Source organism: Sphingomonas sp. SL1004 (assembly GCF_057815015.1).
In genome coordinates this window covers 3834322-3861168 of sequence record NZ_JBYMUX010000001.1, presented here as the reverse complement: position 1 = coordinate 3861168, position 26847 = coordinate 3834322, and the positions used below count along the sequence as shown (strand labels likewise).

Here is a 26847-nt window from a genome sequence, read left to right as displayed (position 1 = left end):
GTGCCCTGACTGCGGCCACTGGCGAAACCGAAGTCGAATGCCGCTACTTCACCCGGAGTCTTCGGGCTGCCATAATTCGATGGGATTGCCTTCCGGATCGTGGATGCGGGCGAAGCGACCGAAGCCGGGCCTGTCCCATTCCGGATTGGTGATGACAGCAACCCCGGCCGCGCGAAAGCTCGCCAGCAGGCCATCGATATCGTCGACGCGCAGGTTGAGCATCCATTGACGATCCGCGGGAAAATAGTCGGTGTCGGCCGCGAACGGTGCGAACACGCTGGGGCCCGTCTGGGTCTCCCACGATCCATAGGGCACCGATCCTACGCCGAGATGCTCGACATACCATGCCCGTATCGCCTCCGGATCCTTGGCCCGGAAGAAGAAACCGCCGATCCCCGTCACGCCCATGCCTGCCTCCCGAGTCGCGTCGCCGAAACCAAGGCGATGGTATCTGACGAACAGATGCAGAGCATCCTGCCGTTCGGATCGTTTTGGTTGCTTTCTCAGCACCAATATTCGGGCACGACTGGGATGGCAGGTGCGAAACGATATCTTCCGTCCGGGACCGAGGGCCACGCACGGCGCGCCCTCGGCTCGGGATCATGGGCCGAACCCAGGATGACGGGAGCTTAGTAAGCGCGCCCGATCAGGACACGCTCGACGGCCGACTCGCCGGTGAAGATGCAGGTGCCGTCGTCGCAGCCGGTCTGGCCGATCGGGGCGTTGCGGATGGTGAGCTTCAGCGCCTTCAGGCGTTCGACGACCTTGTCGAGTGCGGGGCCGGTGGGCTTGGACCAGCGGACGTCGACCCAACCCGGGTTCTTGATGCCGTCTGCGAAATGCGCTTCGAGCGCGGCGAAGTCGTCGACCGGGACGATGTTGGCCTTGAGGCGGTTCATCGACTCGACGTGGAGCGACGCCTGAATGTCGTGCAAAACCCCCGACACTTCGCCGACGAAATCGGTGCGAGCGACGGGGTTGCTGTTCAGCTTGCCGTCCTCGCGGTACAGGCGGTCGCGGCGGATTACGGTAACGTTGCCGCCCGCCACGTCGCGGCCGCCGACTTCGATCACGACCGGTGCGCCCTTCTTGACCCAGCCCCAGCGCTTGGTCGCGGCCTTGGCAGGCTTGAGGTCGAGCAGCGCGCGGACGGGTTCGCCGAGCGCGGACTGCTTGGCGAGTTCGGCCTGGAGCGACTTGCAATAGTCGACGATCGCCGCGTCCTCGGGGACGTCACGCAGCATCGGCACGATCACGACCTGCCACGGGGCGATCATCGGCGGCACGCGCAGGCCGTCGTCGTCGCCGTGGACCATGATGACCGCGCCGATCATCCGAGTCGACACGCCCCAGCTGGTGGTGTTGCACAGCTCGAACTCGCCGCCCGCATTCTGGAAGCGGATGTTCTGCGCCGACGCGAAATTGGTGCCGAGGAAGTGCGAGGTGCCGGCTTGCAGCGCCTTGCCATCCTGCATCATCGCCTCGATCGAGTAGGTCGCGACCGCGCCCGGGAAGCGCTCGTTCTCGGGCTTCTCGCCGGCGATGACGTGGACGCCGAGGCATTCCTCCGCGAAGTCACGATAGACTTCGAGCATTTTCAGCGTCTCGTCGCGCGCTTCATCGGCGGTGGCATGGGCGGTGTGGCCCTCCTGCCAGAGGAACTCGCTGGTGCGCAGGAACATCCGCGTGCGCATTTCCCAGCGCACGACGTTGGCCCATTGGTTGATCAGCACGGGCAGGTCGCGCCACGACTGGACCCACCGCGCGAACGCGGCGCCGATGACCATCTCGGAGGTCGGACGGACGACGAGCGGCTCCTCGAGCTTGGCGTCGGGGTCGGGGATCAGACGGCCGTATCCGTCGGCCTTGAGACGGTGGTGCGTGACCACGGCCATTTCCTTGGCAAAACCGTCGACATGCTCGGCCTCCTTCTCGAAATACGAGAGCGGGATGAAAAGCGGGAAATAGCAGTTCTCATGGCCGGTCGCCTTGATCCGGTCGTCGAGAAGGCGCTGAATGCGCTCCCAGATGCCATAGCCCCAGGGGCGGATAACCATGCAGCCGCGGACGCCGGATTCCTCGGCGAGATCGGCCTCGGAGATGACGGCCTGGTACCAGGCGGAGAAATCCGCCTCGCGGGTGACGGGGAGTGCGCGCTTTATCATGCGGTGCGCTTATCGCGAACACGGCGCTTCGTCACCCCATCCTCCATCGCCTTCAAACCTTCTGCCGTCATCCCAGCGGAAGCTGGGATCTCCCCGGGGAACGCCCCGCCTCAGCCGCGAAAGATCCCAGCTTTCGCTGGGATGACGGCTGTTGAACGGGACGAGCGTCGTAGTGCGGAGGGTGACGCGGCGGCGGGCGTTGGCTAGGAGCCACGCATGCCTACCGACCGCATCCTTCCCGCCATCGGCATGCGGTTGCTGTCGGTCGTGATCTTCGCGCTGATGAATACCGCGATCAAGCTGGCCGAGCGGCACGGCGCGAGCGTGTCGGAGATTCTGTTCTTTCGTCAGTTCGGCGCGTGCCTGCTGGTTTCGGGGGTGATACTAGCCGGCCCAGGTTTGCCCTCGGTCGCGACCAAGCGGTTGCCCGCGCATATCGTACGCGCGGTGGTCGGGCTGTCAGCGATGGCATTTACCTTCAACGGGATCGTCGCGTTGCCGCTCGCGGAGGCGACGACGATCGGGTTCACGGTGCCGGTGTTCGCGACGATCCTGGGAGCGCTGGTGTTGCGCGAGCCGACCGGGTGGCATCGCTGGGCTGCTGTCGCGACCGGGTTCGCGGGTGTGCTGATCGTTGCGCAACCAGGGGGCGATCACTTTCCGTTATGGGGCGCGGGCTGTGCGCTGGCGGGGGCGTTCGGGACGGCGAGCGTGTCGATCCTGTTGCGGCAGATTGGCAAGACCGAGAGCGCGCTGACGACGGTATTCTGGTTCTCAGCGCTGTCGTTGATCCCGCTGTCGGTATTCTATGGGAGGGCGGCGCAGTCGCATGATCTGGTCGCGTGGGTGTGTCTGGCGAGCGTCGGGATCTTCGGCGGGCTGGCGCAGATCGCGATGACGACGTCGTTGCGGCTCGGGCCGGTTTCGGTGGTGGTGCCGATGGATTATTCGAGCTTGCTGTGGGCGACGCTGTTGGGGTGGCTGGTGTTCGACACGCTGCCCGCGGAGGCGACCTGGGTCGGGGCGCCGGTCATCGTGGCTAGCGGGCTGTATATCGTGTGGCGCGAGCATGTGCGGCGGCGGGAAGAGACTGAGCAGGCGATCGCTTGACGGCGAGCCTGTAATCCTCCCCCGCCAGGGGGGGGTGGCGCCGGAGGTGACGGAGGGGGAGGACGCGGAACAAAGGTTGCCCTTCCCTCCCCCTCCGTCTGGCAAAGGGCCAGCCACCTCCCCCTTTGCGGGGGAGGATCGTACGGTAGCGGCGGGTTAGCGGACGCGGGCCGTTTCGAGCATCCGCTTGGCGCGGAGGTACATTTCGATGCGTTGGGTGGTGAACAGGCCTAGCGCCAACGCGCCCAGCATGTCGGTGATCGCGAAGGTGTCTAGGTGGAGGGCGTGGCCGTCGCCGATGACGGCGCGGGCGCCGGTGCGGACTGCGACGATCGCTACGATGAACAGGACCGCTGCCGGGGACGACGTCGTGTTGAGCGCGTGGCTGTCCGGATCAATCGTGATCCGCATGAGCTTGCCGCGCTGCCAGCCGAGCGCTGCGCCCATGACCAGGGCTAGTGCGCAGAACAGCCAGGCGAGGCCGTGCGGCGGGTACATCACGAACATGTAGAGCGTGACGGCGGCGTAGAGCGCGGGGAAGACCCAGAGGCGTTCGAGCTTTAGAGGTTTCACCACGCTCATGCGGCGCCAGCGGATCGCGAAGACTATGCCGATGACGACCGCGGTGATCGCGTAGCTGATCCAGCCTTGCGCTTCGTGCGCCTGCATTGCGTCCCCCACGCCATCACCTCAATTGGTGTAGCATGGCAGCAATACAGCCAAGGTAAAGAGGCGGCGACACATTTGGACTGCCACCCCGGCGGAGGCCGGGGCCCAATTGAAGAGGTGGCAATAACGATACGCCGCCATCCCTCAGCAGCGTCACCCAATTGGACCCCGGCCTTCGCCGGGGTGGTCTTGTTCTTCGGGTGTAAGCGTCACGCCTCGAAGATCACCTGCTTCCCTTACTCCGCGGCTTGCGCCAGCGGAGCGGGGTCCTTCCAGACCAGTACCGGTTTGCGTGCCGCGAGCGTCTCGTCGAGGCGCGCGCGGGGGGCGAAGTGCGGGGCGGTCTTGAGGCTGGGGTCGCCGGCTTTCGCACGCTCGGCGACCGAGCGGAGCGCGGCGATGAACTGGTCGAGCGCCGCCTTCGATTCGGTCTCGGTCGGCTCAACCAGCATCGCGCCGTGGACGACGAGCGGGAAATACATCGTCATCGGGTGGAAGCCCTCGTCGATCAGGCCCTTCGCGATGTCGATCGTCGAGAAGCCGGCGGCAAGCCCCAAGTCCGAGAACAGCGCCTCGTGCATGCACGGACCCGAGGGGCCGAACGGCGCGTCGAGCGTATCGTCGAGGCTGCGCAGGATGTAGTTCGCGTTGAGCACTGCATCCTCCGACACCTGGCGAAGACCGTCCGCGCCGTGGCTGAGGATGTACGTCAGTGCGCGCGTGAACATGCCCATCTGGCCGTGGAAGGCGACCATGCGGCCGAAGCTGCCGGCGTGATGTTCGCCTGCGGTTTCCTCCTCGACGAGGACGAACTGGCCGTCCTGGTTCTCGACGAACGGGAGCGGTGCGTAGGGGGTCAAAGCTGCCGAGAACACCACCGGGCCCGAGCCTGGACCGCCGCCGCCGTGCGGCGTCGAGAAGGTCTTGTGCAGGTTGATGTGCATCGCGTCGATGCCGAGATCGCCCGGCCGGACGCGACCGACGATCGCGTTGAAGTTCGCGCCGTCGCAATAGACGAAGCCGCCCGCCGCGTGCACCGCGTCGGAGATCTCGCGCATGTCGCTCTCGAACAGGCCACACGTGTTGGGGTTGGTGATCATCACGCCGGCGACGTCGGGGCCAAGCCGGGCTTTCAGCGCGGTCGTATCGACGCGGCCTTCGGTGGTGGCGGGGATGTCCTCGACGCTATAGCCGGCGAACGCGGCGGTGGCGGGGTTGGTGCCGTGTGCGCTCTCGGGGACGAGGATTATTTTCCGCGCGCCTTCGCCCTTGGCTTCGAGTGCCGCGCGGATCGCGAGGATGCCGCAGAGCTCGCCGTGCGCGCCGGCCTTGGGGCTCATCGCGACCGAGGTCATGCCGGTGAGCGTGACGAGCCAGTGCGCGAGCTGGTGGATGACTTCGAGCGCGCCCTGCACCGTGTCGACCGGCTGGAGCGGATGGACGTCGGAGAAGCCGGGCAGCCGCGCCATCTTCTCGTTGAGGCGCGGGTTGTGCTTCATCGTGCACGAGCCGAGCGGGAAGAAGCCGAGGTCGATGCCGTAGTTCTGGCGCGAGAGGCGGGTGTAGTGGCGAACGGTTTCCGGCTCGGAGAGACCCGGGAGGCCGATGGGCGCCTTGCGCGTCAGATCGCCGAGCATGTCGTGCGCGACGTCGCCTTCGCCGAAGTCGACGCCCGTCGTCTTCGCGTCGCCGATCTCGAAGATCAGCGCTTCCTCCAGCATCAGCGCCTTGTTGCCGGTGACCGATGCTGGGACGTTGACCGTGTTCGCCTCGGGGGCGGTCGGGCGCCAGCCGCTCTGGTTGATGCTCATGCCAGTATCTCCTCGAGTGCGGACGCAAGCGTTTCAACGTCCTCCGCCGTGGTCGTCTCGGTCACCGCAACGACCAAGCCGTTGGCGAGGTCGTCATTGCCGGGATAGAGCCGGCCCAGCGAGACGCCCGCTAGGATGCCGCGGTCGGCCAGCGTGCGGACGATCGGGCGGGCTTCGACGGGGAGCTTCAGCGTGAATTCGTTGAAGAACAGCGTGTTGAGCAATTCGACGCCCGGTACCTTCGCCAATCGACGTGCGGCATGAACCGCACCCGCGTGGTTCAGCCCTGCCAGGCGACGCAGGCCGGCTTCACCGAGCAGCGTCATGTGGATCGAGAAAGCCAGCGCACACAGCCCCGAGTTGGTGCAGATGTTCGACGTCGCCTTTTCGCGGCGGATGTGCTGCTCGCGCGTGGACAGCGTCAGGACGAAACCGCGGCGGCCGTCGGCGTCTACCGTTTCGCCACACAGGCGGCCGGGCATCTGGCGGACGTATTTGTCCTTGCACCCGAACAGGCCCACGTACGGCCCGCCGAACTGGAGCCCGACGCCGAGCGACTGGCCTTCGCCGACGACGATGTCCGCGTCCATCTCGCCGGGCGAGGTGATCGCGCCGAGCGCGACCGGCTCGGTGACGACCGCGATCAGCAGCGCCTTCTTCGCGTGGCACGCATCCGCAAGCGGACGCAGGTCGGCGATGCGGCCGAGGATGTCGGGGTACTGGACGACCACGCACGACGTATCGTCGTCGATCTTCGCGATCAGCTGGTCGAGGTCCATGTCGGCGACCAGTTCGGGCGCGGTCGTGTCAAGCACGTCGCCGGTGAACTTGGCCATCGTGTTCGCGACCGAGACGTAATGCGGGTGGAGGCCCGACGACAGGATCGCCTTGCCTCGCTTGGTGATGCGACGCGCCATCACGATCGCTTCCCAGCACGCGGTCGAGCCGTCGTACATCGAGGCGTTAGCGACGTCGGTGCCGAGCAGCCGCGCAACCTGAGTCTGGAACTCGAACAGCATCTGCAGCGTGCCCTGCGCGATCTCGGGCTGGTACGGCGTATAGGCGGTGAGGAACTCGCCGCGCTGGATCAGGTGGTCGACCGACGCGGGAACGTGGTGCTTGTACGCGCCGCAGCCGAGGAAGAACGGGGCCTCGCCCGCGGTGAGGTTCTTCTTGGCGAGCGCCGACATGTGGCGTTCGACCGCCATTTCGGACGCGTGCATCGGCAGTTCGCGGATGGGTCCGTCGAGGCGGGCGGCTTTGGGAACGTCGACGAAGAGGTCGTCGATGGTCGCGGCGCCGATGACGGCGAGCATTTCCGCGCGGTCGGGCTGGGTCAGGGGAAGGTAGCGCATCGGCATCGACTCCCCCCTCCCGCATGCGGGAGGGGTCGGGGGTGGGCGCCCGGCCTATTGCGGGCGGAACGCTGGAGGTGAGCGCGTGCCCACCCCCTGCCCCCTCCCGCATGCGGGAGGGGGTTCTAGATCTTACAGCCCTTCGACGAAGGCTGCGTAGGCGGCTTCGTCCATCAGGCTGTCGAGTTCGCTCGGGTCGCTGAGCGTCAGCTTGAAGAACCAGCCGGCCGCTTCGGCGTCCGAGTTCACCAGGCTGGAGTCATCGGTCAAAGCCGCGTTGCCCTCGGTGACAGTGCCCGAGACCGGCGAATAGACGTCGGAGGCGGCCTTGACCGACTCTACGACGGCGGCTTCGTCGCCCTTCGACAACGTCTTGCCGGCTTCGGGGACATCGACAAACACGACGTCGCCGAGCTGGCTCTGCGCGTATTCGGAGATACCGACGGTGCCGACGTCACCGTCGACGTCGACCCATTCATGATCCTGCGTGAAGTAACGGCTCATATCACTTGGCTCCTGCGCGGACGTAGCGGTGGGGAATGAAGGGCATCGCGGTGACGGTGGCGGTGTGGACCTTGCCCCGTTGCGCGATTTCGATGCGAGTGCCGGGCGTCGACAACGCGAGCGGCACATAGGCCATCGCGATCGGCTTCCCGAGCGTGGGTGCGAAACCACCGCTGGTCAGACGGCCGATCGTCGCGCCGGTGTCGTCGATCACTTCGGCGCCCTCGCGCGCGGGCTGGCGGCCCTCGACGATCAGACCGACGCGCTTGGTGGCGGGGCCATGCTCGCGCTGGGTCAGGATGCGCTCGGCACCGGGGAAGTCGGCGGCCTCGCGGCGACGCTTCGACAGCGCGAAGCCGAGGTCGGCCATGACCGGCGTGATCTCCGGGTCGAGGTCGTGACCGTAGAGCGGCAGGCCGGCTTCGAGACGCAGCGAGTCGCGCGCGCCGAGGCCGATCGGCTTGATCTCGGGGAGCGCGAGCAGCGCGTCTGCGAACGCGACGGCGTGTTCGGCGGGGAGCGAAATCTCGACGCCGTCCTCGCCGGTGTAGCCCGAGCGGCTGATCCAGAGCGGTACGTCGTTCCAGTGGAACGCGCCGGCGGTCATGAACACGAGGCCGTCGACACCGGGGACGATCCGCGCGACTGCTTCGACCGCCTTGGGCCCCTGCACCGCGAGCAGCGCCTGGTCTTCGAGGATGTTGATCGTGACGTCGTCGGGCAGATGCTCGATCAGGTAGCTGATGTCGTCATACTTGGTCGCGCCGTTGACGACGACGTAGAAGCTGCCGCTCGCGGTCGGCGACGGATGAAGCGGGTCGTACGCCTCAGGCTCGACGTCCTGCGCAGAGAAGGGCGACGGCTGGTCGTCGGGGAGACGCGTGGCCATCAGGTCGTCGAGGATGCCGCCGTCCTGCGCGAGAAGTAGCGAATAGCGCATCTTGCCCTCGCCAAGCCCGACCATGTCGCCCGGCAGGACGGTTTCGAGCGCGTGCGCGACGCCTTCGCCGGAGAAAACGAGTTGGCCCATGTGGCTGACGTCGAACAGGCCTGCCGAGTCGCGCGTCCAGGCGTGTTCGGCCATGATGCCTTCATACTGGATCGGCATCTCGTAGCCGGCGAATTCAACCATCCGTGCGCCGTTAGCCCGGTGCCACGCGTCGAGCGGCAATGGCAGGATCTCGGGTTCGACGTAATCGTCCGCCTGGTCGATGATGCTGGCGTAATCGCTCATATCCGGTCTCCGTCGAAGGGGCGCGCGGCACCAATGGGTGCAACGATCCGAACCCCCTCTGTCACGGGACCTGAGAGCTTTCGCGCCGGACTTGTCCAGCGCTTACCCCTTCGGTGGCCCTCGGCGCGAACGCCAGGACGCTTTCCAGAGTGTCGATCAGCCTCGCGCGGTCTCTGGTGCCTGAGAGATTCCGGGGTGGTTGCTCCTTCGGCGGTTCCGTTGGCCCTGAAAGGACCGGAAACGCTCTCCCGCGCGGTGCCATGCCGGTTGCCCGACATCGACGCGTCAATCTGTGACGCGGCGCACAATTATAGTCAATCTAGGGATGAGGGGCGCCAGAAGAATTAGATGGGACGGTCCCTCCTTCCGTCACCCCGGGCCCTTCGACAAGCTCAGGAGAGCCTTGTTCCGGGGTCCACCGCTCCGCGCGTTCGGCTCTGTCGATTTCGCTGAGCCGTGGATGCCGGAACGAGCCCGGCATGACGGATCGGCGGGGGCGGGCGTCGCGAGCCCCACTCCCCTCACCCTTCCCACGGCAAGTGCCGCGGGCCCCTTCCCTCTCCCCGGCGGGGAGAGGGAGGCTTGCCTCAGCGGGTGGCGTTGTACTTGAGCTGGTCGTCGGTGAGCTGGAAGCCGACGAGGGCCTCGAAGCTGGCGCGGAGGACGGCCTGCCGGACTTCAGGGGTGCTCAGAGGATCGACTGCGGCGTCCTGGTCGCCGGCCTTGCGCTTGCGGGTCAGCTTTTCGCGGACGTCGTCGGGCAGCGTTGCCGCAGACCGGGCGACCGTTGCGGAGGCGGTCGCCGACGCCGAAGCTAGCGCCTGGCCCGCCTCGAAGTGCAGCGCGACGCGACCGATGCGCTTGGCAACGACGGCGCTGCCGCCGCGGACCACCGTGATGAAGTACGGCAACGTCACGTCGCGCGCACCCTCGGTGCGGGTACGGCGGGCGCGGATGTCGAAGGTGACGCTGGTGACGACCTGGTCGGTCGCGTCGGCGCAGGTCGAGCGGACGTTAGTCATCAGCGCGGCGACGTCGATTGCCGACTGTTCGCGGCTGCCAACCGGATCGAACAGCGTGATGTCGCCGGTCGCAGCAGGGATCGCGACAGGCGGGCAGACCGAGCGGACCGCGGAAATGCCGCCGGTCGCATCGACTTCGCCCTTGCCGGCGCACCCGGTCAGGAGGATCGCACACGCCGAAACGGCTAGGATAGGGGCTTTCACGGCGACGCTTACCTTCTCGAACGAGCGAAAGGGCCACCGCATGTCGCAAGCGGCCCCTGTCGCGGCGCACCATAGGAACCGGCTATCGTCCAGGCAAGCAATCGCGTAGAGGCTGACGCATCATGAGCCTAATCGACAAGCCGCCGCTCGAACTGTTGATCGCAGCGCCCCGAGGTTTTTGCGCCGGCGTCGACCGCGCCATCCGGATCGTCGAACTGGCGATCGAGAAGCATGGCGCCCCGGTCTATGTCCGCCACGAGATCGTCCACAACAAGTTCGTCGTCGACACGCTGAAGGCGCAGGGCGCGATCTTCGTCGAGGAGCTGGACGAGGTGCCGGACGGTGCCCCGGTGGTATTTTCGGCGCACGGCGTGCCGAAGTCGGTGCCGCTCGACGCGCAGAATCGTGGGCTGGAATATCTCGACGCGACCTGCCCTCTGGTATCGAAGGTCCACCGCCAGGCCGAGCGCTTGGTCGGAGCCGGGCGCCATATCGTGTTTATCGGCCATGCCGGGCACCCCGAAGTGATCGGCACGTTCGGGCAGGTCCCTGAGGGCGCCATGTCGCTGATCGAGACGGTCGATGATGCCGAGGTGTTCGCGCCTGCCGATCCGACGAACCTCGCTTTCCTGACGCAGACCACGCTGTCGGTCGACGATACCGCCGCAGTGGTGGCGACGTTGCAGCGCCGCTTCCCGCAGATGCTGCCGCCGCGGGGCGAGGACATCTGCTACGCCACGTCGAACCGCCAGACCGCGGTGAAGGCGATCGCGCACAGCGTCGATGCCGTGCTGGTGATCGGTGCGCCGAACTCGTCGAACTCGGTACGGCTGGTCGAGGTCGCCGAGCGCGAGGGGACGCCAGCGATGCTGATCCAGCGCGCGAGCGACCTCGACTGGGACTTCCTTGCCGGTGTCGGTACGCTGGGGATCACCGCGGGTGCGTCTGCGCCCGAGTTGCTGGTGCGCGAACTGGTCGATCGGCTGTCGGAACGCTTCAGCGTGTCGGAGCGCGAGGTCGAGACGAACCGAGAGACGATCGCGTTCAAGCTGCCGCGCGGGCTGGAGGCGGCCGCCTAGCATGGCGGTGTATACGCAGGTTTCGGCAGAGGCGCTGGGCGCGTTCCTGGCGCGCTACGATCACGGCGAACTGCTCTCGGCGAAGGGCATCGCCGAGGGTGTGCAGAACAGCAACTATCTCGTCGAAACGACCGCCGACCGCTTCATCCTGACGCTGTATGAGGAGCGCACGTCGACCGACGACCTGCCGTTCTTCCTCAACATGCTCGATCACCTCGCCACCGATGGCAATCCCGTACCACGAGCGTTGCCCGATCGTGATGGCACGGCGATCCAGCAACTGGCGGGACGGTCGGCATGCCTGATCGAGTTCCTGACCGGCGTGTCGGTGTCGCATCCGACCGCGGCGCAGGCCTATGCGGCGGGCGCGGCGATGGGCCAGATGCACACGAGCCTCGCCGGGTTCGACCAGGTCCGCGACAACCCGCTCGGTGCGGATACGTGGCGACCGTTCCTGCAACGCTGCGGCCGCGATATCGACACGATCGCACCCGGGCTGTTCGATCGGACCGAGGCGGCGTTGACGGCGGTGCTGGCGGCGTGGCCGCGGGACCTGCCGATGGCGGCGATCCATTCGGACCTGTTTCCCGACAATGTGCTGATGCTCGGCGACCGGGTGACAGGGGTAATCGACTTCTATTTCGCCTGTACCGACATCCGCGCCTATGATCTGGCCGTGATGCACACGTCCTGGGCGTTCGACGGCGATGGCGCGAACTATGATCCGGCGATCGGCAAGGCGCTGATCGAGGGCTATGCGAGCCGCTTTCCGCTGTCAGACGCCGAGCGCGCCGCGCTGCCGATCCTGGCGCGGGGGGCATGCCTGCGGTTCCTGCTGACGCGCGCATGGGACTGGCTCAACACGCCCGCCGATGCGCTGGTGACGCGCAAGGATCCGCTCGCCTATTGGCAGCGGCTCGAGACGTATCTCAAGGACGATCTGTTTGCATGACTGACGACGCAGCCGCCCCCACCATGACGAAGGTCGAGATCTTCACGGATGGTGCCTGCAAGGGCAATCCGGGCCCCGGCGGCTGGGGTGCGGTGATCCGCATGGGCGCGCACGAGAAGGAATTGTCGGGCGGCGAGACGCCGACGACCAACAACCGGATGGAGATGACCGCGGCGATCGAGGCGCTCAATGCGCTGACGCGGCCGTGTTCGGTGACGCTGTATACCGACAGCAAATACGTGATGGACGGGCTCACCAAGTGGGTGAAGGGCTGGCAGCGCAACGGCTGGAAGACCGCCGACAAGAAGCCGGTGAAGAACGCCGAGCTGTGGCATGCGCTGCTGGCCGCGGTCGGGCGGCACCAGATCGTGTGGCAATGGGTGAAGGGTCATGCCGGCCACCCCGAGAACGAGCGCGCGGACAAATTGGCGAGCGATGCAGCGGTGGCAGCCGGGCGGCGGTAGGTCGGCTTCGCTACGATCCTCCCCCACCAGGGGGGAGGTGTCCCCGTAGGCAACGGAGGGGAGGACACGGAACAGGCGTTTCCCTTTCCTCCCCCTCCGTCTGGCAAGTGCCCGCCACCTCCCCCGGCGGGGGAGAATCAGGAGATCACGCGCCTACGACGTCGCCGAACTGCGTGTCGGACCGCACCGCATCGCGCCAGGACGGGTCGCGGTTCATCGTGAGGTTTATAATGACGATACCCGCATGTGGCGGCCTTGCGGGACGTGGCAGGCGGACGACGCGACGACCGGAGCGGTAGGCCGCGAGCGTCGTTTGCTTCGCGCGCCGCGCGGCGTCGGTGGCATGCCAGCCGACCACCGCGAACGCGACCTGCGCCGCGTCGGTGATCGCGACGCTCGACTGATGGCCGCGATCGCGCACCCGTTCCCAGGATCGCTGCAACCATGTCGGCTGGTCGAACGCGGACACGTCCGCCGAGCGCCACGCCACGCGCAGGCCTTCAGGAACGCGGGTCCAGCTAGCGGCCTCCGACGACCCTGCCAAGGACGGGACGGAGCGGATCAGGTCGTGCCGGCAGCGCTGGCAGCGGCTGAACAGGAACCCCTGATTTTCCAGGACGAGCGGCGCGGCGACGTGCCCCGAGGCGTGACAGAGCAGGTTCATGATGATCCTCCTTGATGGTGAGCGAGTCCAAATTGAGCGGGTCGAGATTGAGCGCGTCGAGATGCAGCGCGGCCAGCACGATCAGGTCGCCCGGTCCCTGTTCGAGCACCTGATCCAGATTCCAGACTTCGAAGTGACGGCCCATGCCGACCAGCAGCGCGCGCTGGCGCACCCCGCGCCGCGACCGCATCCAAGAGGCGATACGCAGCCGCCCCTTGCCATCCATCTGCGCGGGCGCGACGAACCCGAGTCGTCGCCGAAGCAGCGTATCGCGCGTTCCGCTGCCCCACGAGCGATCGTCGCCAAGCTCTGCCAGCGTACAATGCCGGTCGGCAACGCTGCCGCGATCGTAGACGAGCATGCACGGATCGTCGGCGTGAAGACCGATGAACAGATCCTCGCGCGCCTGTCGTGCCTGTATAGTGATGCAGAAATGTTCGGGAAGAGCCAGCTCGCCACGCGCACTGATCGTCGAGACCGCACTTCCCACGAAGAGTTCGTCCATGATGTTTACACCCTCAATAACGACGAGGTGTCGACATCGCAGTGCGTCTGGAACGAACATCCGGATGCGATGGATCTGCTCTGCCGACCGGCGGTTGATGGCGGGTTAACCAGATTAGATAATTAACATTTCTGTAGTTTACGAAGCTAAGTCATTATCGTTTGTTTTCGGCAGAACAGATCCGGAATTTCCAGGGTATGAAATCGGAATTATGCTGCATTCTGGTGTACGAATTCTGCCACGCATTGCCAGTTTCCACCATCTACACGATCGACGGACGTCCGTTTCCAGCCGGGCACCCGCGCGACTCGGGCGAATTGGTCAGATTTCGTCGACCGGGACGGTGGGGCCGTTCTTGAGGATCGATTCGATCGCGTTCCTGGCGCCGGCCTTCTTCTGCTCGATTACGAACTGAGGCGCCATATCGCCGACTTGTTGATGAACGCGTGCCGAGGCTGTCTCAGAATCGCAGGGGAGAATAGCGCACCGGATCGATCGCCGCGACGGCTGGATCAGGCGTGTTGTCGAGCAACAGGCTGGCGGCGAGCAGCGCGGCGGCAGGCGCGGTCTGGATGCCGAACCCACCCTGCCCCGCGCACCAGAAGAAGCCGGGCACATCGCGGTCGAAGCCGTAGACGGGCAGGCGGTCGGGCGTGAAGGTACGCAGGCCCGCCCAGCGCCGCTCGACCGCGGCGACGCGCCAGTCGACGACCTGCTCGAACCGGTCGACCGCGATCGCGACGTCGATCTCCTCGGGGGCGGCGTCGCACGGGTCGGTCGGCGTCTCGTCGTGCGGGCTGAGCCAGAGTCGGCCACCGGGTTCGGGCTTGAAGTAGAAGCGACCGGCAATGTCGGCGACGTGCGGCATGCCTTCGCGCGCGCCGGGATCGGTGCGGAGTTGGACCATCGTCCGGCGATACGCCTGCACGCCGAGCGGACGCGCGCCCGCGCGTGCAGCGACCCTGTCGGCCCAGGCCCCGGCGGCGTCGACGAGCGTACGTGCGCGGAACAGCCCCGCCTTGGTGTCGATGGTCCAGACGCTGTCTGCGCGGGTGGCCCCGAGGAACGCGGCGTCGGTGACGAGGGTCGCACCGGCACGACGGGCGGTGGCAACGCTTTCGGCGTGCAGCGCGGCGACGTCGATATAGGCACAGCTCGCCTCCTGCACGCCGAGCGTCCATTCGGGGCGCAGGCCGGGGACGAACGCGGCGGGGTCAACCCGGTCGAGGACGACGGCGCTGTCCGCGAACTCGGCGAGGAACGCGTCGACCGCAGCCTCGTCACCGACGCAGCCGATATGCAGCGAGCCGAGTGGCGCCAAATGTCCGCCCGCCCGGAGAAAGGAGCCCGACGCAGTGGTGAGCGGCTGGATATCGGGGCCGCCATATGTTTCCGACCAGAACGCCGCCGAGCGGCCGGTGGCGTGATAGCCCGGCGCATCTTCCGCCTCGATCAGCAGGACGCTCGCCCGCGACCCGATCGCCGCCGCGAGACTGGCGCCGGCCATTCCCGCGCCGACGATCGCGATGTCGTACATCGGCGTCACGGACACGGCCTCACGGAAGCTTGTGGACGCAGGCATCGAGGAACGAATCGATCGCCGCCAGCGCGCGGTTCCGCACGCCATCCGCCTCCCGAAGAATTTCATGCGCCGATTCGCGACCGAAGCGCACGATCTGCGCGTCGGGCAGGCGGGCGCCCAGGCGCAGTGCGGCGCGCGGCTCGACCAGCGCGTCCGCCTCTGCGATCAGCATCAGCACCGGCGTTTCGATCGCTTCGATCCGTGGATCGGCGGCGAGCGCGGCGGCACCCGCAAAGCCTTGCGCGAGCCACGCCCAGCTCGGCGGACCAAGCACCAGTTCGGGATGCCGCGCCTGCCACCACCCCTCGTCGCGGTAGCGCGTGACATCGTGCGTCAGCAGCGCCTGGCGCGACGCGACGGTGCCGGGACGCTCGTTGCTGCGCCATGCCGCGCGCGCCGGATTACCGCGCCGTGCCATCCACCCTGCGACCAAGCCGCTGAACGCGGACCCCAGCGGTGCCTTCAGACCGATCATCGGTGCGACGAGAATCGCGGCATCCGGCCGGATCGAGCGACTGGCGAGTGCGCGCATCACCAGCATGCCACCCATCGAATGCCCCAGGATGACGCGGGGCCCCTCGCCCGCCGCGCTCCACGCGTCCCAGAACGCCGCGAGATCGGCATCGTACACGCCGTAATCGCTCGCGTGGCCGACATGGGGATCCGCCGACAACCGCCCCGATCCGCCCTGCCCGCGCCAGTCGAACGCCGTCACGGACCAGCCCTGCGCGTTCAGATGCGCGAACGTTTCCAGATACTTCTCGAAAATATCGCCGCGCCCGGTCTGGAACAGCAGGCGCCCGCGCGGACGTACTGCCGGCCAGTCGAACCGGCGCAGCTTCCAGCCGTCCGGCGCGGTCCAACAGCCGATCCGCGCATCGCCAGGAATCGTACGGCGAACGGGGTCGGATGCGGGCGTATCCGGGACGGTTACTTTTTCGAAAGCCATCTCCGTTAGGGCTTAGCCGATGGGGTGGAACATTGCTCTTCCAATTTTGATTCTCGTGCTCGGTGGCCTGCTGGTCTCCGCGGGCATCCAGGATGCGCGCACGCGCGAGATCGCGAACTGGAAGAACGCTGCGGTCGCGTTGCTGGCGCCGGTCTGGTGGTATGCCAACGGGCTCGACGTCTGGCCGGACATGGCCTTGCAAATCGGCGTGGCGCTCGGTGTATTCGCGCTGTTCCTGGTCGCGTTCCATTTCGGGATGATGGGCGGCGGCGACGTGAAACTGATCGTCGCGCTGGCATTATGGCTGCCGTTTCCGGCGTTCCTGTCGATGCTGATGGTGATGTCGATCGCGGGCGGAATCGTCACGATCGTCATGATGATCGAGCGGGCCTGGAAGAAGAATCAAGGTCAGATCGAAGTCCCGTACGGTGTCGCAATAGCAATCGCAGGGCTTCTCGCGTTGCGCGAACCACTCCTTAACCAGTTTCAGTGATGATTAATGTCGGAACACACTCCCGGCGCCTGAAAGGCACGAAGTAGTCATGGATAGTCGCAAGATCGTTTTGCTGGTTGGTGCGCTGATAGTCGCAGCCATTACAGCATTCTTCGCCAGGACGCTCATCGCCGGGAGCTCGGCGCCGCAAGCGGGTGCCGTCGTCATGGCCGCGCCGGTCGTCGACGGGCCCGAAGTGCTGGTCGCGACGCGCTCGCTGCCGGTCGGCACGATCCTTGATGCGACCGCGCTGAAATATCAGCCCTGGCCCAAGGAGCTGGTCGACAACGCCTATTACCTCAAGGACAAGACCAATCTCCAGTCGCTGCAGGGGACGGTGGTGCGCAGCAACATCACCGCCGGGCAGCCGGTCACCCAGGGGTCGCTGGTCAAGCCCGGTGATCGCGGCTTCCTGGCGGCGGCCCTCGGGCCGGGCATGCGGGCGGTCACCGTACCGGTATCGGCACAGGCGGCGGTCGCAGGCTTCGTGTTTCCGGGTGACCGGATCGATCTGGTCCTGACGCAGACCGTAGCGGGCGGCGGCGATGGCCAGCCGCTCAAGGTGTCCGAGACGATCATGCGCAACATCCGCGTGCTCGCCACCGACCAGCGCACCGACAACCTGGTGGGCGAAGACGGCAAGACGCAGGTCCGCACGTTCTCGAACGTGACGATCGAGGCGACACCAAAAATGGCGGAGCAGGTCGCGGTCGCGCAGACGCTCGGGTCGCTGTCGCTGTCGCTGCGCTCGATCGCCGACAACTCGGCTGAACTCGAGGAAGCGATCGCGTCGGGCGCGGTGAAGGTGCCCGATGGCAATGATCCGAAGGCGGAGAAGGCGATGATGGTCAAGCTCGCGAGCCAGCCATCGGCGGGCGCCTCCACCTTCCAGACCGGAGCGGACGTCTCGCGCTATCAGCGCAGCAGCGTGCCCGGCAAGCAAGTCGAAGGCGGCGGTATGGGTGGCCCGGCGATGCAGGGCGTGCCGGTCTCGCCCTCGGCGGGCGGTGCAGTCGCCGTCCAGGGGCCGGTCGTGCGGATCGCGCGCGGCAATGCGTTGACGATCGTTCCGGTCGGGGGGAAGAATTAAGATGCGTACGTCCAAGACGCTTCTCGGCACGCCGCTTGGCTGGCCGACCGCGGTCGCGCTGATCGCCGCCGCCACTGCGCCGTCGGTCCCGGCGCTCGCGCAGCGCGCGATGTCGGCAGTGGCCCCCTCGGGATCCCCCGTCGTACAGGTCAACACCGGTCGCGGCCGGCTGGTGACGCTGGCGCGGCCGATGACCGACCTGTTCGTCGCCGATGACACCGTCGCGGACGTCCAGGTCCGCTCGCCGACCCAGCTCTATATTTTCGGTAAGAAGACCGGCGAGACGACGATCTCGGCGACTGCCAAGGGCGGCGGCGTGGTCTATGCGGCCACCGTTCGCGTCGGCAACAACCTCGACTCGGTCCAGCAGATGCTGGGGCTGGCGATGCCGGAGGCTCAGGTCGTCGCGACGCCGATGAACGGGCTGATCCTGCTGACCGGCACGGTCGCCGCCCCCGAGGATGCCGCCGAGGCCGAGCGCCTGGTGCAGGCGTTCGTGGGGGATGCCACCAAGGTCCTGTCGCGTCTGAAGACCGCGACGCCGTTGCAGGTGAACCTGCAGGTGCGCGTCGCCGAGGTCAGCCGCAGCTTCGTCAAGAACATCGGCGTCAACCTGATGACTCGGGATTCGACCGGCGGGTTCAACTTCGGTGTCGCATCGGGGAGCACGGCGGGCACGTTCCCGACCGCGACCACCGGTGGCACCTTCACCAAGGGCACCGGGCGCACGACGCTCGGGTTCGCCGGCAGCCTGCTGGGTCTCGATGTCCTGAGCTCGCTCGACCTCGGCGAAACAACGGGCCAGGTGACGACGCTCGCCAATCCGAATCTTACCGCTTTATCGGGTGAGACCGGTACGTTCCTGGCGGGTGGCGAAGTCCCGATCCCGGTCGCACAGGCACTTGGCACGAGCACCGTCGAATACAAACAATACGGGATCAGCTTGGCCTATACGCCAACGGTGCTTTCCGATGGCCGGATATCGCTGCGGGTCCGCCCGGAAGTATCACAGCTCGATTATTCGAACGCCGTGACGCTCAACAACACGCGGGTTCCAGGTCTCACCACGCGGCGCACCGAGACGACCGTCGAACTCGGCTCCGGCCAGAGCATGATGATCAGCGGCTTGCTGTCGAACAGCCACAACAACTCGTACGACAAGACTCCGGGGCTGGCCGCACTGCCGATCATCGGTGCGCTGTTCCGCTCCAACGCGTTTTCGCGCAACGAGACCGAACTGGTGATCGTGGTCACGCCGTATCTGGTGAAGCCGGTCAACAACGCCAGCGATATCGCGCTGCCGACCGACGGCGCTCGCTCGCCGACCGATCTCGACCGCGTGCTGCTGGGAACGCTCAGTGCAAGCGGTGGCGGCAAGCGGCCGGTGCCGACGGTCGCACCACCGACCTACGCGCAGCCCTCGGTCGGAGCCGCGGCGCCGGTGATGCCGCTGCCGCGCGGCGACGTCCGCCGCAGCGAGGACGACGCCGTGCCGGCCTCGACCATGACCAAAGGCGGCAAGGCCAAGAAGGGCGTCGTGCCCGCCCCCGGTTTCTCGAATTGAGCCCGCGCCGATCATGCCGGGCTGGCGCCCAACGCACCAAGGATTTCCGATGATCAACAAATCGATCCTAGCGTCCCTCGTTCCCGCACTGCTGCTGGGCCTGCCGCTTGGGGGGTGCATGGGCACCGAGAATCGCGGCCTCGAATCGGTCCATCAGCCGGTCGTCAGCCGATCGGACTATGCGCTCGACCTGGGCGTTGCCGGCGGCAGCCTCGCGCGCGGCGAGCAACAGCGTCTCGCAGGCTGGATGACGACGATGCGGCTCGGTTATGGCGACCGGGTCGCGATCGACGATCCCGCCGGCAAAGGTCCGCGCGTCCGCGACGACGTCGCCGCGGTCGTCGCCAGCTATGGCCTGTTGCTGAGCGACGACGCGCCGGTCACCCCGGCTCCGGTCACCCCCGGATCGATTCGCGTGGTGGTCAGCCGGATGCGGGCGGACGTGCCGCATTGCCCAGACTGGTCGCGGGATTCGAGCAACGAGTTCGAATCGAACGGCTCATCCAACTATGGCTGCGCGACCAATCGCAATATCGCGGCAATGATCGCCAACCCCGCCGATCTCGTCCGCGGCGCGCCCGGCGCCGAGACCACCGATGCCGCAGTCTCGTTCAAGGCGATCGACACGTATCGCAAGAAGACGCCGAGCGGTGCCGGTGGTCTGTCCGCGTCCAGCACGGGAGGGAAGTGATGAACGCACCGTGGAAGCCGGGCGGCATCGCCCACCGCGAACCCTTCACCGCCTATGTCTGCGACGAGATCACCGCCGAGGCACTCCGCCCGATCGCGAGCGAACTCGGCTGGTCGGTCGAGAAGATCCACAAGGGCGGCCTGCGCAACGCGATCCAGTCGTTGTCGGTGTCGGCGTCTCCCCAGATTCTGTTCGTCGACCTTGCCGAATCGGGCGATCCGCTAAACGATATCAACGCGCTCGCCGAAGTGTGTGAGCCGGGGACCGTGGTGATTGCCGCCGGCCAGGTGAACGACGTCCGCCTGTATCGTGACCTCGTCGCGAGCGGGATCCAGGATTACCTGTTGAAGCCTTTGCATCCCGACATGCTGCGCGAAGCGTTCGGCCATGCGCAGGCGCTGTTGAATGCGCCCAAGCACGTCGAGGTCTCGACCGACCGGCCGCATTGCTCGGTCGCGGTGATCGGCACGCGCGGCGGCGTCGGCGCATCGACGATGGCCACGTCGCTTGCCTGGCTGTTGGCGGACAAGGAAGACCGGACGACCGCGTTGCTCGATCTCGACGTGCATTTCGGCACGGGCGCGCTGAGCCTCGATCTCGAACCGGGTCGCGGGCTGACCGACGCGATCGAGAACCCGAGCCGGATCGACGGACTGTTCATCGAGCGCGCGATGGTCAAGGCGTCGGAGAAGTTGTCGGTGCTCAGCGCCGAGGCACCGATCAACGCGCCGTTGATCACCGATGGCAGCGCGTTCTATCAGTTGCAGGAGGAAATGCGTTCGGCGTTCGAATGTACCGTCGTCGATCTGCCGCGCGCGATGCTGATCCAGCACCCGCACCTCATCAGCGACGTGCAACTTGCCGTGATCGTCACCGAACTGACGCTGGCCTCGGCCCGCGACACGATCCGGATCCTGTCATGGATGAAAACGAACGCACCGCAGACGACGGTGTTCGTGCTCGCCAACCGGATGCATGCCGGCGGCCAACTCGAGATCAACCGCAAGGATTTCGAGGGCTCGATCGAGCGGAAGATCGATTATATCGTGCCGTTCGACCAGAAGCTCGCGTCGCAGGCGGCCAAGCTCGGCAAGCCGATCGTCGAGGTTGGCAAAAATTCGAAGACCATCGGAGCGATTGTCGCGCTCGCAACGGAGCTTGCCTGCGCGGTTCCCGACACGAGTGGCGACGGCGTCAAGGCGAAGAGCAAGTCGCTGATGGGCAAGTTCGGCGAGCTGAAGGGTCTGATGCCCAAGCGTTCGGCCAAGGCGAAGGCGAAGTGAGCGCCGCCCGGATCGTCCGCATCGCCATCCTCAGGGGGCGTTGAGCCGTCATGGAGATGATGCCGTTCCTGTTCGTGATCCTCGGCTCGCTGGTCGTGCTGGGCATGGTCGCGTTTGCGTTTGCGGGGCCGTCCGCGAGCCGCGCACAGACGCGCCGTATCGCGTCGTTGCGCGAACGGCACGGGGACGCGCTGGTCGTCGCCGAGGCACAGATGCGGCGCATCGCGACCAACCGCGATACCAAGATGGACCTGGCGTTCATCCGGATCCTACCCAACCCGGTTCAGCTGGCCAAGCGGCTGGCGATGACGGGCAAGGACTGGACCGTCGGCCAATATGGCATGACGACCGCTGGAATCGCGGTGGTCGTCGCGCTGCTGATGGCGTTGCGCGGTCTGCCGATCCTGCTCGCGCTGTTCGTCGGGCTGTTCCTCGGCGTCGGCATACCGCATTTCATCGTCGGCCAGACGATCAAGCGGCGGATCGGCAAGTTTACCGCGAAGTTTCCCGACGCGATCGACCTGCTAGTGCGCGGCCTGCGTTCGGGCCTGCCGATCAGCGAGACGATCGGCGTCGTCGGCCATGAGGTCGATGGCCCGGTCGGCGAGGAATTCCGGTCGGTCAGCGACAAGATGAAGATCGGGCGGACGATGGACGCCGCGCTGCAGGACACAGCCGACCGGCTCGGCACACCCGAATTCCAGTTCTTCGTGATCACCATCGCGATCCAGCGCGAGACCGGCGGCAATCTGGCGGAGACGCTGGCGAACCTGTCCAACGTGCTGCGCATGCGCGGCCAGATGAAGCTGAAGATCAAGGCGATGTCGTCCGAATCCAAGGCGTCCGCTTACATCATAGGCGCGCTGCCGTTCATCGTGTTCGGGATGATCTGGGTCATCAACGGCAAGTACATGCAGAATTTCTTCATCGACGAGCGGCTGATGGCGATCGGCATGGGCGGCATGGTGTGGATGGCGATCGGCGCCTTCATCATGTCCAAGATGATCAGCTTCGAGATTTAGGGGCACATGATGGGCACCACTGCCGGACCTACCCTGCTCGGATTCGACGTCCTCACGGTCGCGACGATCCTGTCGGGGATTGCCGCGTTCGCGGTGATGGTCGCGATCTATGCGGTGACCACCGTCAACGATCCGATGGCCAAGCGCGTGAAAGCGCTCAACGATCGCCGCGAGCAGTTGAAGGCAGGCATCACCGCCTCGACCAAGCGCCGCGCCAAGCTGGTCCAGCGGAACGACACCGCCGACCGGATGCGCGGCATATTGTCGGCGATGAAGGTGCTGCAGGACAGCCAGGTCAAGGCGGTCCAGGTCAAGCTGATGCAGGCCGGCATCCGATCGAAGGAATGGGCGCCCGCAGTGATCTTCGGCCGGCTCGTCCTGCCGATCGTGCTGGGCAGCATGATGCTGTATTGGGTGTACGGCACCGATGGCTTCGCCACCTGGGGTCCGCTGAAGAAATATGGGCTCGTCGCGATGACCTTCATCCTGAGCTACAAGGCGCCGGACCTGTATCTCGACAACAAGATCAAGAAGCGCTCGGACGCGATCCGCAAGGGGCTACCCGATGCGCTCGATCTGCTCGTGATCTGCGCCGAGGCGGGCTTGACCGTCGATGCCGCATTCCACCGCGTCGCGCGCGAGCTGGGCCGGGCCTATCCCGAACTGGGCGAGGAGTTCACACTCACCGGGATCGAGCTGGGATTCCTGACCGAGCGGCGCAGCGCATTCGAGAATTTGGCACAACGGGTGAAGCTCGATGCAGTGAAGGGCGTCGTCACGACGATGATCCAGACCGAGAAATACGGCACGCCGCTGGCGTCGGCGCTGCGCGTGCTGTCAGGGGAGTTCCGCAACGAGCGAATGATGCGGGCGGAGGAGAAGGCAGCGCGGTTGCCGGCGATCATGACGATCCCGCTGATCCTGTTCATCCTGCCCGTGCTGTTCGTCGTGATCCTGGGGCCGGCGGCGTGTTCGATCTCCGATGCGCTCATGAAGACTTGAGGCAACCGCTGGGCGGCATGATCGTTGAGCTCCCGTAACAGGAGGGTTTTACGATGCCGTTGTTTTCCACACCTACGCAGTTCGCGGCGCTTGCGCTGGTTTTCGTCGCCGGCTGGCTGTTCGGACTGGCGAGCCATCCGGGGGGCAAGAAGTGGAAGGCGCGCTATCTGGCGGAGCGGGACGCGCATGCTTCGGTGAAGAAGGATGGCGATGTTCGCGCGGCGGCGGCGGAGAAACGCGCGGTCGAGGCCGAGCGGGAGAATGCCCGGTTGGTGAAGGACGTTGAGGCGGCGCGGGTTGCGACTCCGGTGGTCGAGCGGCGCGTGGTCGATGATCGGTCGGCGGTGGCTCCGGTTGCGCATCCGAGTGCGGCTTCGGCGGCGCGGCCGGCTTATGCCCGGCCGGCGTATAACGCCGATGGGACGAAGCGTGGGTGGTTCGATTTCGACCAGCGTCGGTGAGGTTTGGGGGTAGGTTAGCCCCCGCCCCTTGTTCTCCCGCGAAGGCGGGAGCCCAGTCTGGATCCGTGCTTTCGCGGGGAAACATATTTGGGGAGCGCACCCCTCCCCCATTTCACCACCCCGGCGGAGGCCGGGGCCCAATTGGGAGTGCTGAGTAATTTGGGGTAGCCCTTCGTTACTCTGGACGTTCCAATTGGGCCCCGGCCTTCGCCGGGGTGGTGCTTTGGTTGAGGCTGGCGTTACTTCTTCGATAGCGCTGCTTGCGCCGCTGCCAATCGGGCGATCGGGACGCGGTAGGGGCTGGCCGAGACGTAATCGAGGCCGACCTTCTCGCAGAATGCGATGCTCGCCGGGTCGCCGCCGTGCTCGCCGCAGATGCCGAGCTTGATGCCGGCCCGCGTCTTGCGACCACGCTCAGCCGCAATTTCGATCAGTTCGCCGACGCCTTCGACGTCGATGCTGACGAACGGGTCCTTGGCGTAGATGCCCTGCTCGACATAGGCGCCGAGGAAGCGCGAGGCATCGTCGCGGCTGACACCCAGCGTGGTCTGCGTCAGGTCGTTGGTGCCGAACGAGAAGAACTCGCCGACTTCCGCGATCTCACCGGCGCGGAGGGCTGCGCGGGGTAGCTCGATCATCGTGCCGACGAGATACTCGATCGTCCGGCCCTTCTCGGCGAACACCGCCTGCGCGGCCTTGTCGACTACGGCCTTCATCAGTTCCAGCTCGCGGCGGGTGGCCACCAGCGGGATCATGACTTCGGGGATCGGGGCCGCGCCGGACTTCTCGGCGACGTCGACCGCCGCCTCAAAGATGGCGCGCGCCTGCATCTCGTAGATCTCGGGATAGGTCACGCCGAGACGGCAACCGCGATGGCCGAGCATCGGGTTGAACTCGTGCAACTCCGCCGCACGGCGCTTTAAGGTGTCGACGTCGACGCCCGCCGCGGTCGCGACTTCGGCGAATTCTGATTCCTCGTGCGGGAGGAATTCATGCAGCGGCGGATCGAGCAGGCGGATCGTTACCGGAAGCCCCGCCATGACCTCGAGGATCTCGGTGAAATCCTTGCGCTGTTCGGGGAGCAGCTTTTCGAGTGCGACGCGGCGGCCCTTCTCATCGCTCGCCAGGATCATCTGGCGGACGTTGGTGATGCGGCTGCTCTCGAAGAACATGTGCTCGGTGCGGCAGAGGCCGACGCCCTCGGCGCCGAACTCGCGCGCGACACGGCAATCCTCGGGGGTCTCGGCGTTGGCGCGGACTTTCAGGCGGCGGACCTCGTCGGCCCAAACCATCAAGGTCGCGAAGTCGCCCGACAGCTCGGGCTGGACGGTCGCGACCGCGCCGATCATCACTTCACCGGTGGTGCCGTCGATTGTGAGCAGGTCGCCCTCCTTCACCTCGCGGCCGCCGCAACGCATGATCTTCGCCTTGGCGTCGATGGAGAGCGTGCCGGCACCCGAAACGCAGGGGCGTCCCATGCCGCGTGCGACCACGGCCGCGTGGCTCGTCATCCCGCCGCGCGCGGTGAGGATGCCCTTGGCCGCGTGCATGCCGTGGATGTCGTCGGGCGAGGTTTCGGTGCGGACGAGGATGACGGCGACGCCATCGGCGGCCTTCTTCTCGGCGGCATCGGCGTCGAACACGACCGCACCCGAGGCTGCACCGGGCGATGCGGGGAGGCCCTTGGTCAGGACGTCGCGGTGCGCCTTGGGATCGAGCGTCGGGTGGAGAAGCTGGTCGAGCGCCATCGGCTCGATGCGCAGGATCGCTTCCTCGCGGGTGATCAGCCCCTCGTTGGCCATGTCGACGGCGATCTTCAGCGCAGCCTTGGCGGTGCGCTTGCCGGCGCGAGTCTGGAGCATCCAGAGCTTGGTCTTCTCGACCGTGAACTCGATGTCCTGCATGTCGCGATAGTGGTTTTCGAGCGTGTCGAACACGTCGGCGAGCTGGTGATAGACCTCAGGCATCGCCTCTTCCATCGAGGCGGGCTTGGCGCCGGCGTCTTCGCGAGCGGTCTTGGTCAGATACTGCGGCGTGCGGATGCCGGCGACGACGTCTTCGCCCTGCGCATTTATCAGGAATTCGCCGTAATAGGCGCGGTCGCCCTTCGACGGGTCGCGCGTGAACGCGACGCCGGTGGCCGAGGTGTCGCCCATGTTGCCGAACACCATCGCCTGGATGTTGACCGCGGTGCCCCAGCCGCCGGGGATGTCGTTCAGGCGGCGATAGACTTTGGCACGCTCGGACTGCCACGAACCGAAGACGGCGCCGACCGCGCCCCAGAGCTGGTCGTGGACGTCCTGCGGGAAGGGCTTGCCCCAGAGCTTTTCGACGAGGCCCTTATACTCCGCGACGAGTTTGCGCAGGTCGTCGGCGGAGAGTTCGGTGTCGAGCGTGAAGCCCTGGTCTTCCTTGGCGATCTCCAGCGCTTCCTCGAACGCGCCGTGATCGAGTTCGAGGACGACGTCGGCGTACATCTGGATGAAGCGGCGATAGCTGTCCCAGGCGAAGCGCGCGTCCTCGGACTTGGCGGCGAGGCCTTCGACGGTCTGGTCGTTGAGGCCAAGGTTGAGGACGGTGTCCATCATCCCCGGCATCGACGCGCGGGCGCCCGAGCGAACCGAGACGAGCAGCGGGTCGGCGGGGTCGCCGAACTTCTTGCCCGTGACGCCTTCGATGTGCGCTAGGCCGGTGGCGACCTCGTCGCGCAGGCTTTGCGGGAACTGGCCGCCCTCGTCGTAATAGACCGCGCAGAAATCGGTCGAGATCGTGAAGCCCGGCGGGACCGGCAGGCCGATCGACGCCATCTCGGCGAGGTTCGCGCCCTTGCCGCCGAGCAGGTTCTTGTCGCCCTTGCCGCCATCCGAAACACCGCCGCCGAAGCGGTACACATATTGGGTCATCTCGGGTCCTCTAAGTGCTTGTTTTTATGGGTGGGGCAAAAGTGAAGTATAGGAAGTGCAGACGCTGGG

The 26847-nt window shown here is 66.3% G+C and carries 26 protein-coding genes and 2 riboswitches; of the genes, 13 read left to right on the top strand and 13 right to left on the bottom strand.

What is annotated here, in order from left to right:
* Nucleotides 1–48: 48 nt before the first annotated feature.
* Both AC3D24_RS17720 and AC3D24_RS17715 read right to left on the bottom strand, forming a co-directional pair.
* Nucleotides 49–408, bottom strand: a complete 360-nt coding sequence (locus AC3D24_RS17720; protein ID WP_489032429.1) for a VOC family protein — start codon at nt 406–408, stop codon at nt 49–51.
* Between the two features lie 221 nt (nt 409–629).
* Complete coding sequence (locus AC3D24_RS17715) at nt 630–2165, bottom strand: aminoacyl--tRNA ligase-related protein (protein WP_489032428.1); 1536 nt, start codon at nt 2163–2165, stop codon at nt 630–632.
* Nucleotides 2166–2381: 216 nt separating this feature from the next.
* On the opposite strand from AC3D24_RS17715, the gene AC3D24_RS17710 reads away from it, so the two are divergent.
* On the top strand, nt 2382–3275 hold the full coding sequence (locus tag AC3D24_RS17710; RefSeq protein WP_489032427.1) for a DMT family transporter: 894 nt from the start codon (nt 2382–2384) through the stop codon (nt 3273–3275).
* A gap of 156 nt (nt 3276–3431) precedes the next feature.
* On the opposite strand, the gene AC3D24_RS17705 is transcribed toward AC3D24_RS17710, so the two are convergent.
* From AC3D24_RS17705 to AC3D24_RS17680, 6 genes are all read right to left on the bottom strand, one after another.
* Nucleotides 3432–3944: a CcdC protein domain-containing protein gene (locus AC3D24_RS17705; RefSeq protein WP_489032426.1), complete on the bottom strand. Its 513-nt coding sequence runs from the start codon at nt 3942–3944 to the stop codon at nt 3432–3434.
* A gap of 236 nt (nt 3945–4180) precedes the next feature.
* Nucleotides 4181–5755: an aminomethyl-transferring glycine dehydrogenase subunit GcvPB gene (gene gcvPB, locus AC3D24_RS17700; RefSeq protein ID WP_489032425.1), complete on the bottom strand. Its 1575-nt coding sequence runs from the start codon at nt 5753–5755 to the stop codon at nt 4181–4183.
* Nucleotides 5752–7110 (bottom strand): aminomethyl-transferring glycine dehydrogenase subunit GcvPA, encoded by a 1359-nt coding sequence (gene gcvPA, locus AC3D24_RS17695; protein ID WP_489032424.1) that lies wholly within the window; start codon nt 7108–7110, stop codon nt 5752–5754. The genes gcvPB and gcvPA overlap by 4 nt, the downstream gene beginning before the upstream one ends.
* Before the next feature lie 132 nt (nt 7111–7242).
* Nucleotides 7243–7614, bottom strand: coding sequence for a glycine cleavage system protein GcvH (gene gcvH / locus AC3D24_RS17690; RefSeq protein WP_132735659.1), 372 nt, complete (start codon nt 7612–7614; stop codon nt 7243–7245).
* A gap of 1 nt (nt 7615) precedes the next feature.
* Nucleotides 7616–8848: a glycine cleavage system aminomethyltransferase GcvT gene (gene gcvT / locus AC3D24_RS17685; RefSeq protein ID WP_489032423.1), complete on the bottom strand. Its 1233-nt coding sequence runs from the start codon at nt 8846–8848 to the stop codon at nt 7616–7618.
* Nucleotides 8849–8896: 48 nt separating this feature from the next.
* Nucleotides 8897–9005: riboswitch (glycine riboswitch) on the bottom strand.
* Nucleotides 9006–9109, bottom strand: a riboswitch (glycine riboswitch).
* A gap of 326 nt (nt 9110–9435) precedes the next feature.
* Nucleotides 9436–10116 carry a hypothetical protein gene (locus AC3D24_RS17680; protein ID WP_489032422.1) on the bottom strand — a complete coding sequence of 227 codons (681 nt, stop codon included), beginning with the start codon at nt 10114–10116 and terminating at the stop codon, nt 9436–9438.
* An 80-nt stretch (nt 10117–10196) separates the two neighbouring features.
* Between AC3D24_RS17680 and ispH the strand changes: the two genes are divergently transcribed.
* Genes ispH through rnhA form a run of 3 tightly spaced genes read left to right on the top strand, consistent with a single transcriptional unit; the run spans nt 10197 to nt 12569 of the window.
* Complete coding sequence (ispH, locus tag AC3D24_RS17675; protein WP_489032421.1) at nt 10197–11153, top strand: 4-hydroxy-3-methylbut-2-enyl diphosphate reductase; 957 nt, start codon at nt 10197–10199, stop codon at nt 11151–11153.
* A 1-nt stretch (nt 11154) separates the two neighbouring features.
* Nucleotides 11155–12105, top strand: a complete 951-nt coding sequence (gene thrB / locus AC3D24_RS17670; RefSeq protein ID WP_489032420.1) for a homoserine kinase — start codon at nt 11155–11157, stop codon at nt 12103–12105.
* A complete protein-coding gene (rnhA, locus tag AC3D24_RS17665) occupies nt 12102–12569 on the top strand; it encodes a ribonuclease HI (protein ID WP_489032419.1) in 468 nt (155 codons plus the stop codon). Before thrB ends, rnhA begins: the two co-directional genes overlap by 4 nt.
* A gap of 145 nt (nt 12570–12714) precedes the next feature.
* On the opposite strand, the gene AC3D24_RS17660 is transcribed toward rnhA, so the two are convergent.
* A complete protein-coding gene (locus AC3D24_RS17660) occupies nt 12715–13233 on the bottom strand; it encodes a hypothetical protein (RefSeq protein ID WP_489032418.1) in 519 nt (172 codons plus the stop codon).
* On the opposite strand from AC3D24_RS17660, the gene AC3D24_RS17655 reads away from it, so the two are divergent.
* On the top strand, nt 13232–13864 hold the full coding sequence (locus AC3D24_RS17655) for a hypothetical protein (RefSeq protein ID WP_489032417.1): 633 nt from the start codon (nt 13232–13234) through the stop codon (nt 13862–13864). The two genes, AC3D24_RS17660 and AC3D24_RS17655, sit on opposite strands and share 2 nt — an antisense overlap.
* Before the next feature lie 195 nt (nt 13865–14059).
* On the opposite strand, the gene AC3D24_RS17650 is transcribed toward AC3D24_RS17655, so the two are convergent.
* Genes AC3D24_RS17650 through AC3D24_RS17640 form a run of 3 tightly spaced genes read right to left on the bottom strand, consistent with a single transcriptional unit; the run spans nt 14060 to nt 16269 of the window.
* On the bottom strand, nt 14060–14161 hold the full coding sequence (locus tag AC3D24_RS17650; RefSeq protein WP_489032416.1) for a YegP family protein: 102 nt from the start codon (nt 14159–14161) through the stop codon (nt 14060–14062).
* Between the two features lie 37 nt (nt 14162–14198).
* Entirely contained in the window at nt 14199–15320 is a 1122-nt protein-coding gene (locus AC3D24_RS17645) for an NAD(P)/FAD-dependent oxidoreductase (protein WP_489032415.1), read from the bottom strand.
* On the bottom strand, nt 15295–16269 hold the full coding sequence (locus AC3D24_RS17640; protein ID WP_489032414.1) for an alpha/beta fold hydrolase: 975 nt from the start codon (nt 16267–16269) through the stop codon (nt 15295–15297). The genes AC3D24_RS17645 and AC3D24_RS17640 overlap by 26 nt, the downstream gene beginning before the upstream one ends.
* Nucleotides 16270–16288: 19 nt before the next feature.
* Here AC3D24_RS17640 and AC3D24_RS17635 point away from each other — a divergent pair, with 19 nt between their 5' ends.
* Genes AC3D24_RS17635 through AC3D24_RS17600 form a run of 8 tightly spaced genes read left to right on the top strand, consistent with a single transcriptional unit; the run spans nt 16289 to nt 23875 of the window.
* Nucleotides 16289–16762, top strand: a complete 474-nt coding sequence (locus AC3D24_RS17635) for an A24 family peptidase (RefSeq protein ID WP_489032413.1) — start codon at nt 16289–16291, stop codon at nt 16760–16762.
* Between the two features lie 49 nt (nt 16763–16811).
* Nucleotides 16812–17852, top strand: coding sequence for a Flp pilus assembly protein CpaB (cpaB, locus tag AC3D24_RS17630; RefSeq protein ID WP_489032412.1), 1041 nt, complete (start codon nt 16812–16814; stop codon nt 17850–17852).
* 1 nt (nt 17853) lies between these two features.
* Complete coding sequence (locus tag AC3D24_RS17625) at nt 17854–19416, top strand: type II and III secretion system protein family protein (RefSeq protein ID WP_489032411.1); 1563 nt, start codon at nt 17854–17856, stop codon at nt 19414–19416.
* 49 nt (nt 19417–19465) lie between these two features.
* Nucleotides 19466–20107, top strand: coding sequence for a CpaD family pilus assembly protein (locus AC3D24_RS17620; RefSeq protein WP_489032410.1), 642 nt, complete (start codon nt 19466–19468; stop codon nt 20105–20107).
* Complete coding sequence (locus AC3D24_RS17615; protein WP_489032409.1) at nt 20107–21390, top strand: CpaE/TadZ family protein; 1284 nt, start codon at nt 20107–20109, stop codon at nt 21388–21390. The genes AC3D24_RS17620 and AC3D24_RS17615 overlap by 1 nt, the downstream gene beginning before the upstream one ends.
* 50 nt (nt 21391–21440) lie before the next feature.
* Nucleotides 21441–22412: a type II secretion system F family protein gene (locus tag AC3D24_RS17610; protein ID WP_489032408.1), complete on the top strand. Its 972-nt coding sequence runs from the start codon at nt 21441–21443 to the stop codon at nt 22410–22412.
* A 9-nt stretch (nt 22413–22421) separates the two neighbouring features.
* Nucleotides 22422–23414, top strand: coding sequence for a type II secretion system F family protein (locus AC3D24_RS17605; protein ID WP_489032407.1), 993 nt, complete (start codon nt 22422–22424; stop codon nt 23412–23414).
* Nucleotides 23415–23467: 53 nt separating this feature from the next.
* Nucleotides 23468–23875 carry a hypothetical protein gene (locus AC3D24_RS17600; protein ID WP_489032406.1) on the top strand — a complete coding sequence of 136 codons (408 nt, stop codon included), beginning with the start codon at nt 23468–23470 and terminating at the stop codon, nt 23873–23875.
* 239 nt (nt 23876–24114) lie between these two features.
* Here AC3D24_RS17600 and ppdK read toward each other — a convergent pair whose 3' ends face one another.
* On the bottom strand, nt 24115–26778 hold the full coding sequence (ppdK, locus tag AC3D24_RS17595; protein WP_489032405.1) for a pyruvate, phosphate dikinase: 2664 nt from the start codon (nt 26776–26778) through the stop codon (nt 24115–24117).
* Nucleotides 26779–26847 lie beyond the last annotated feature (69 nt).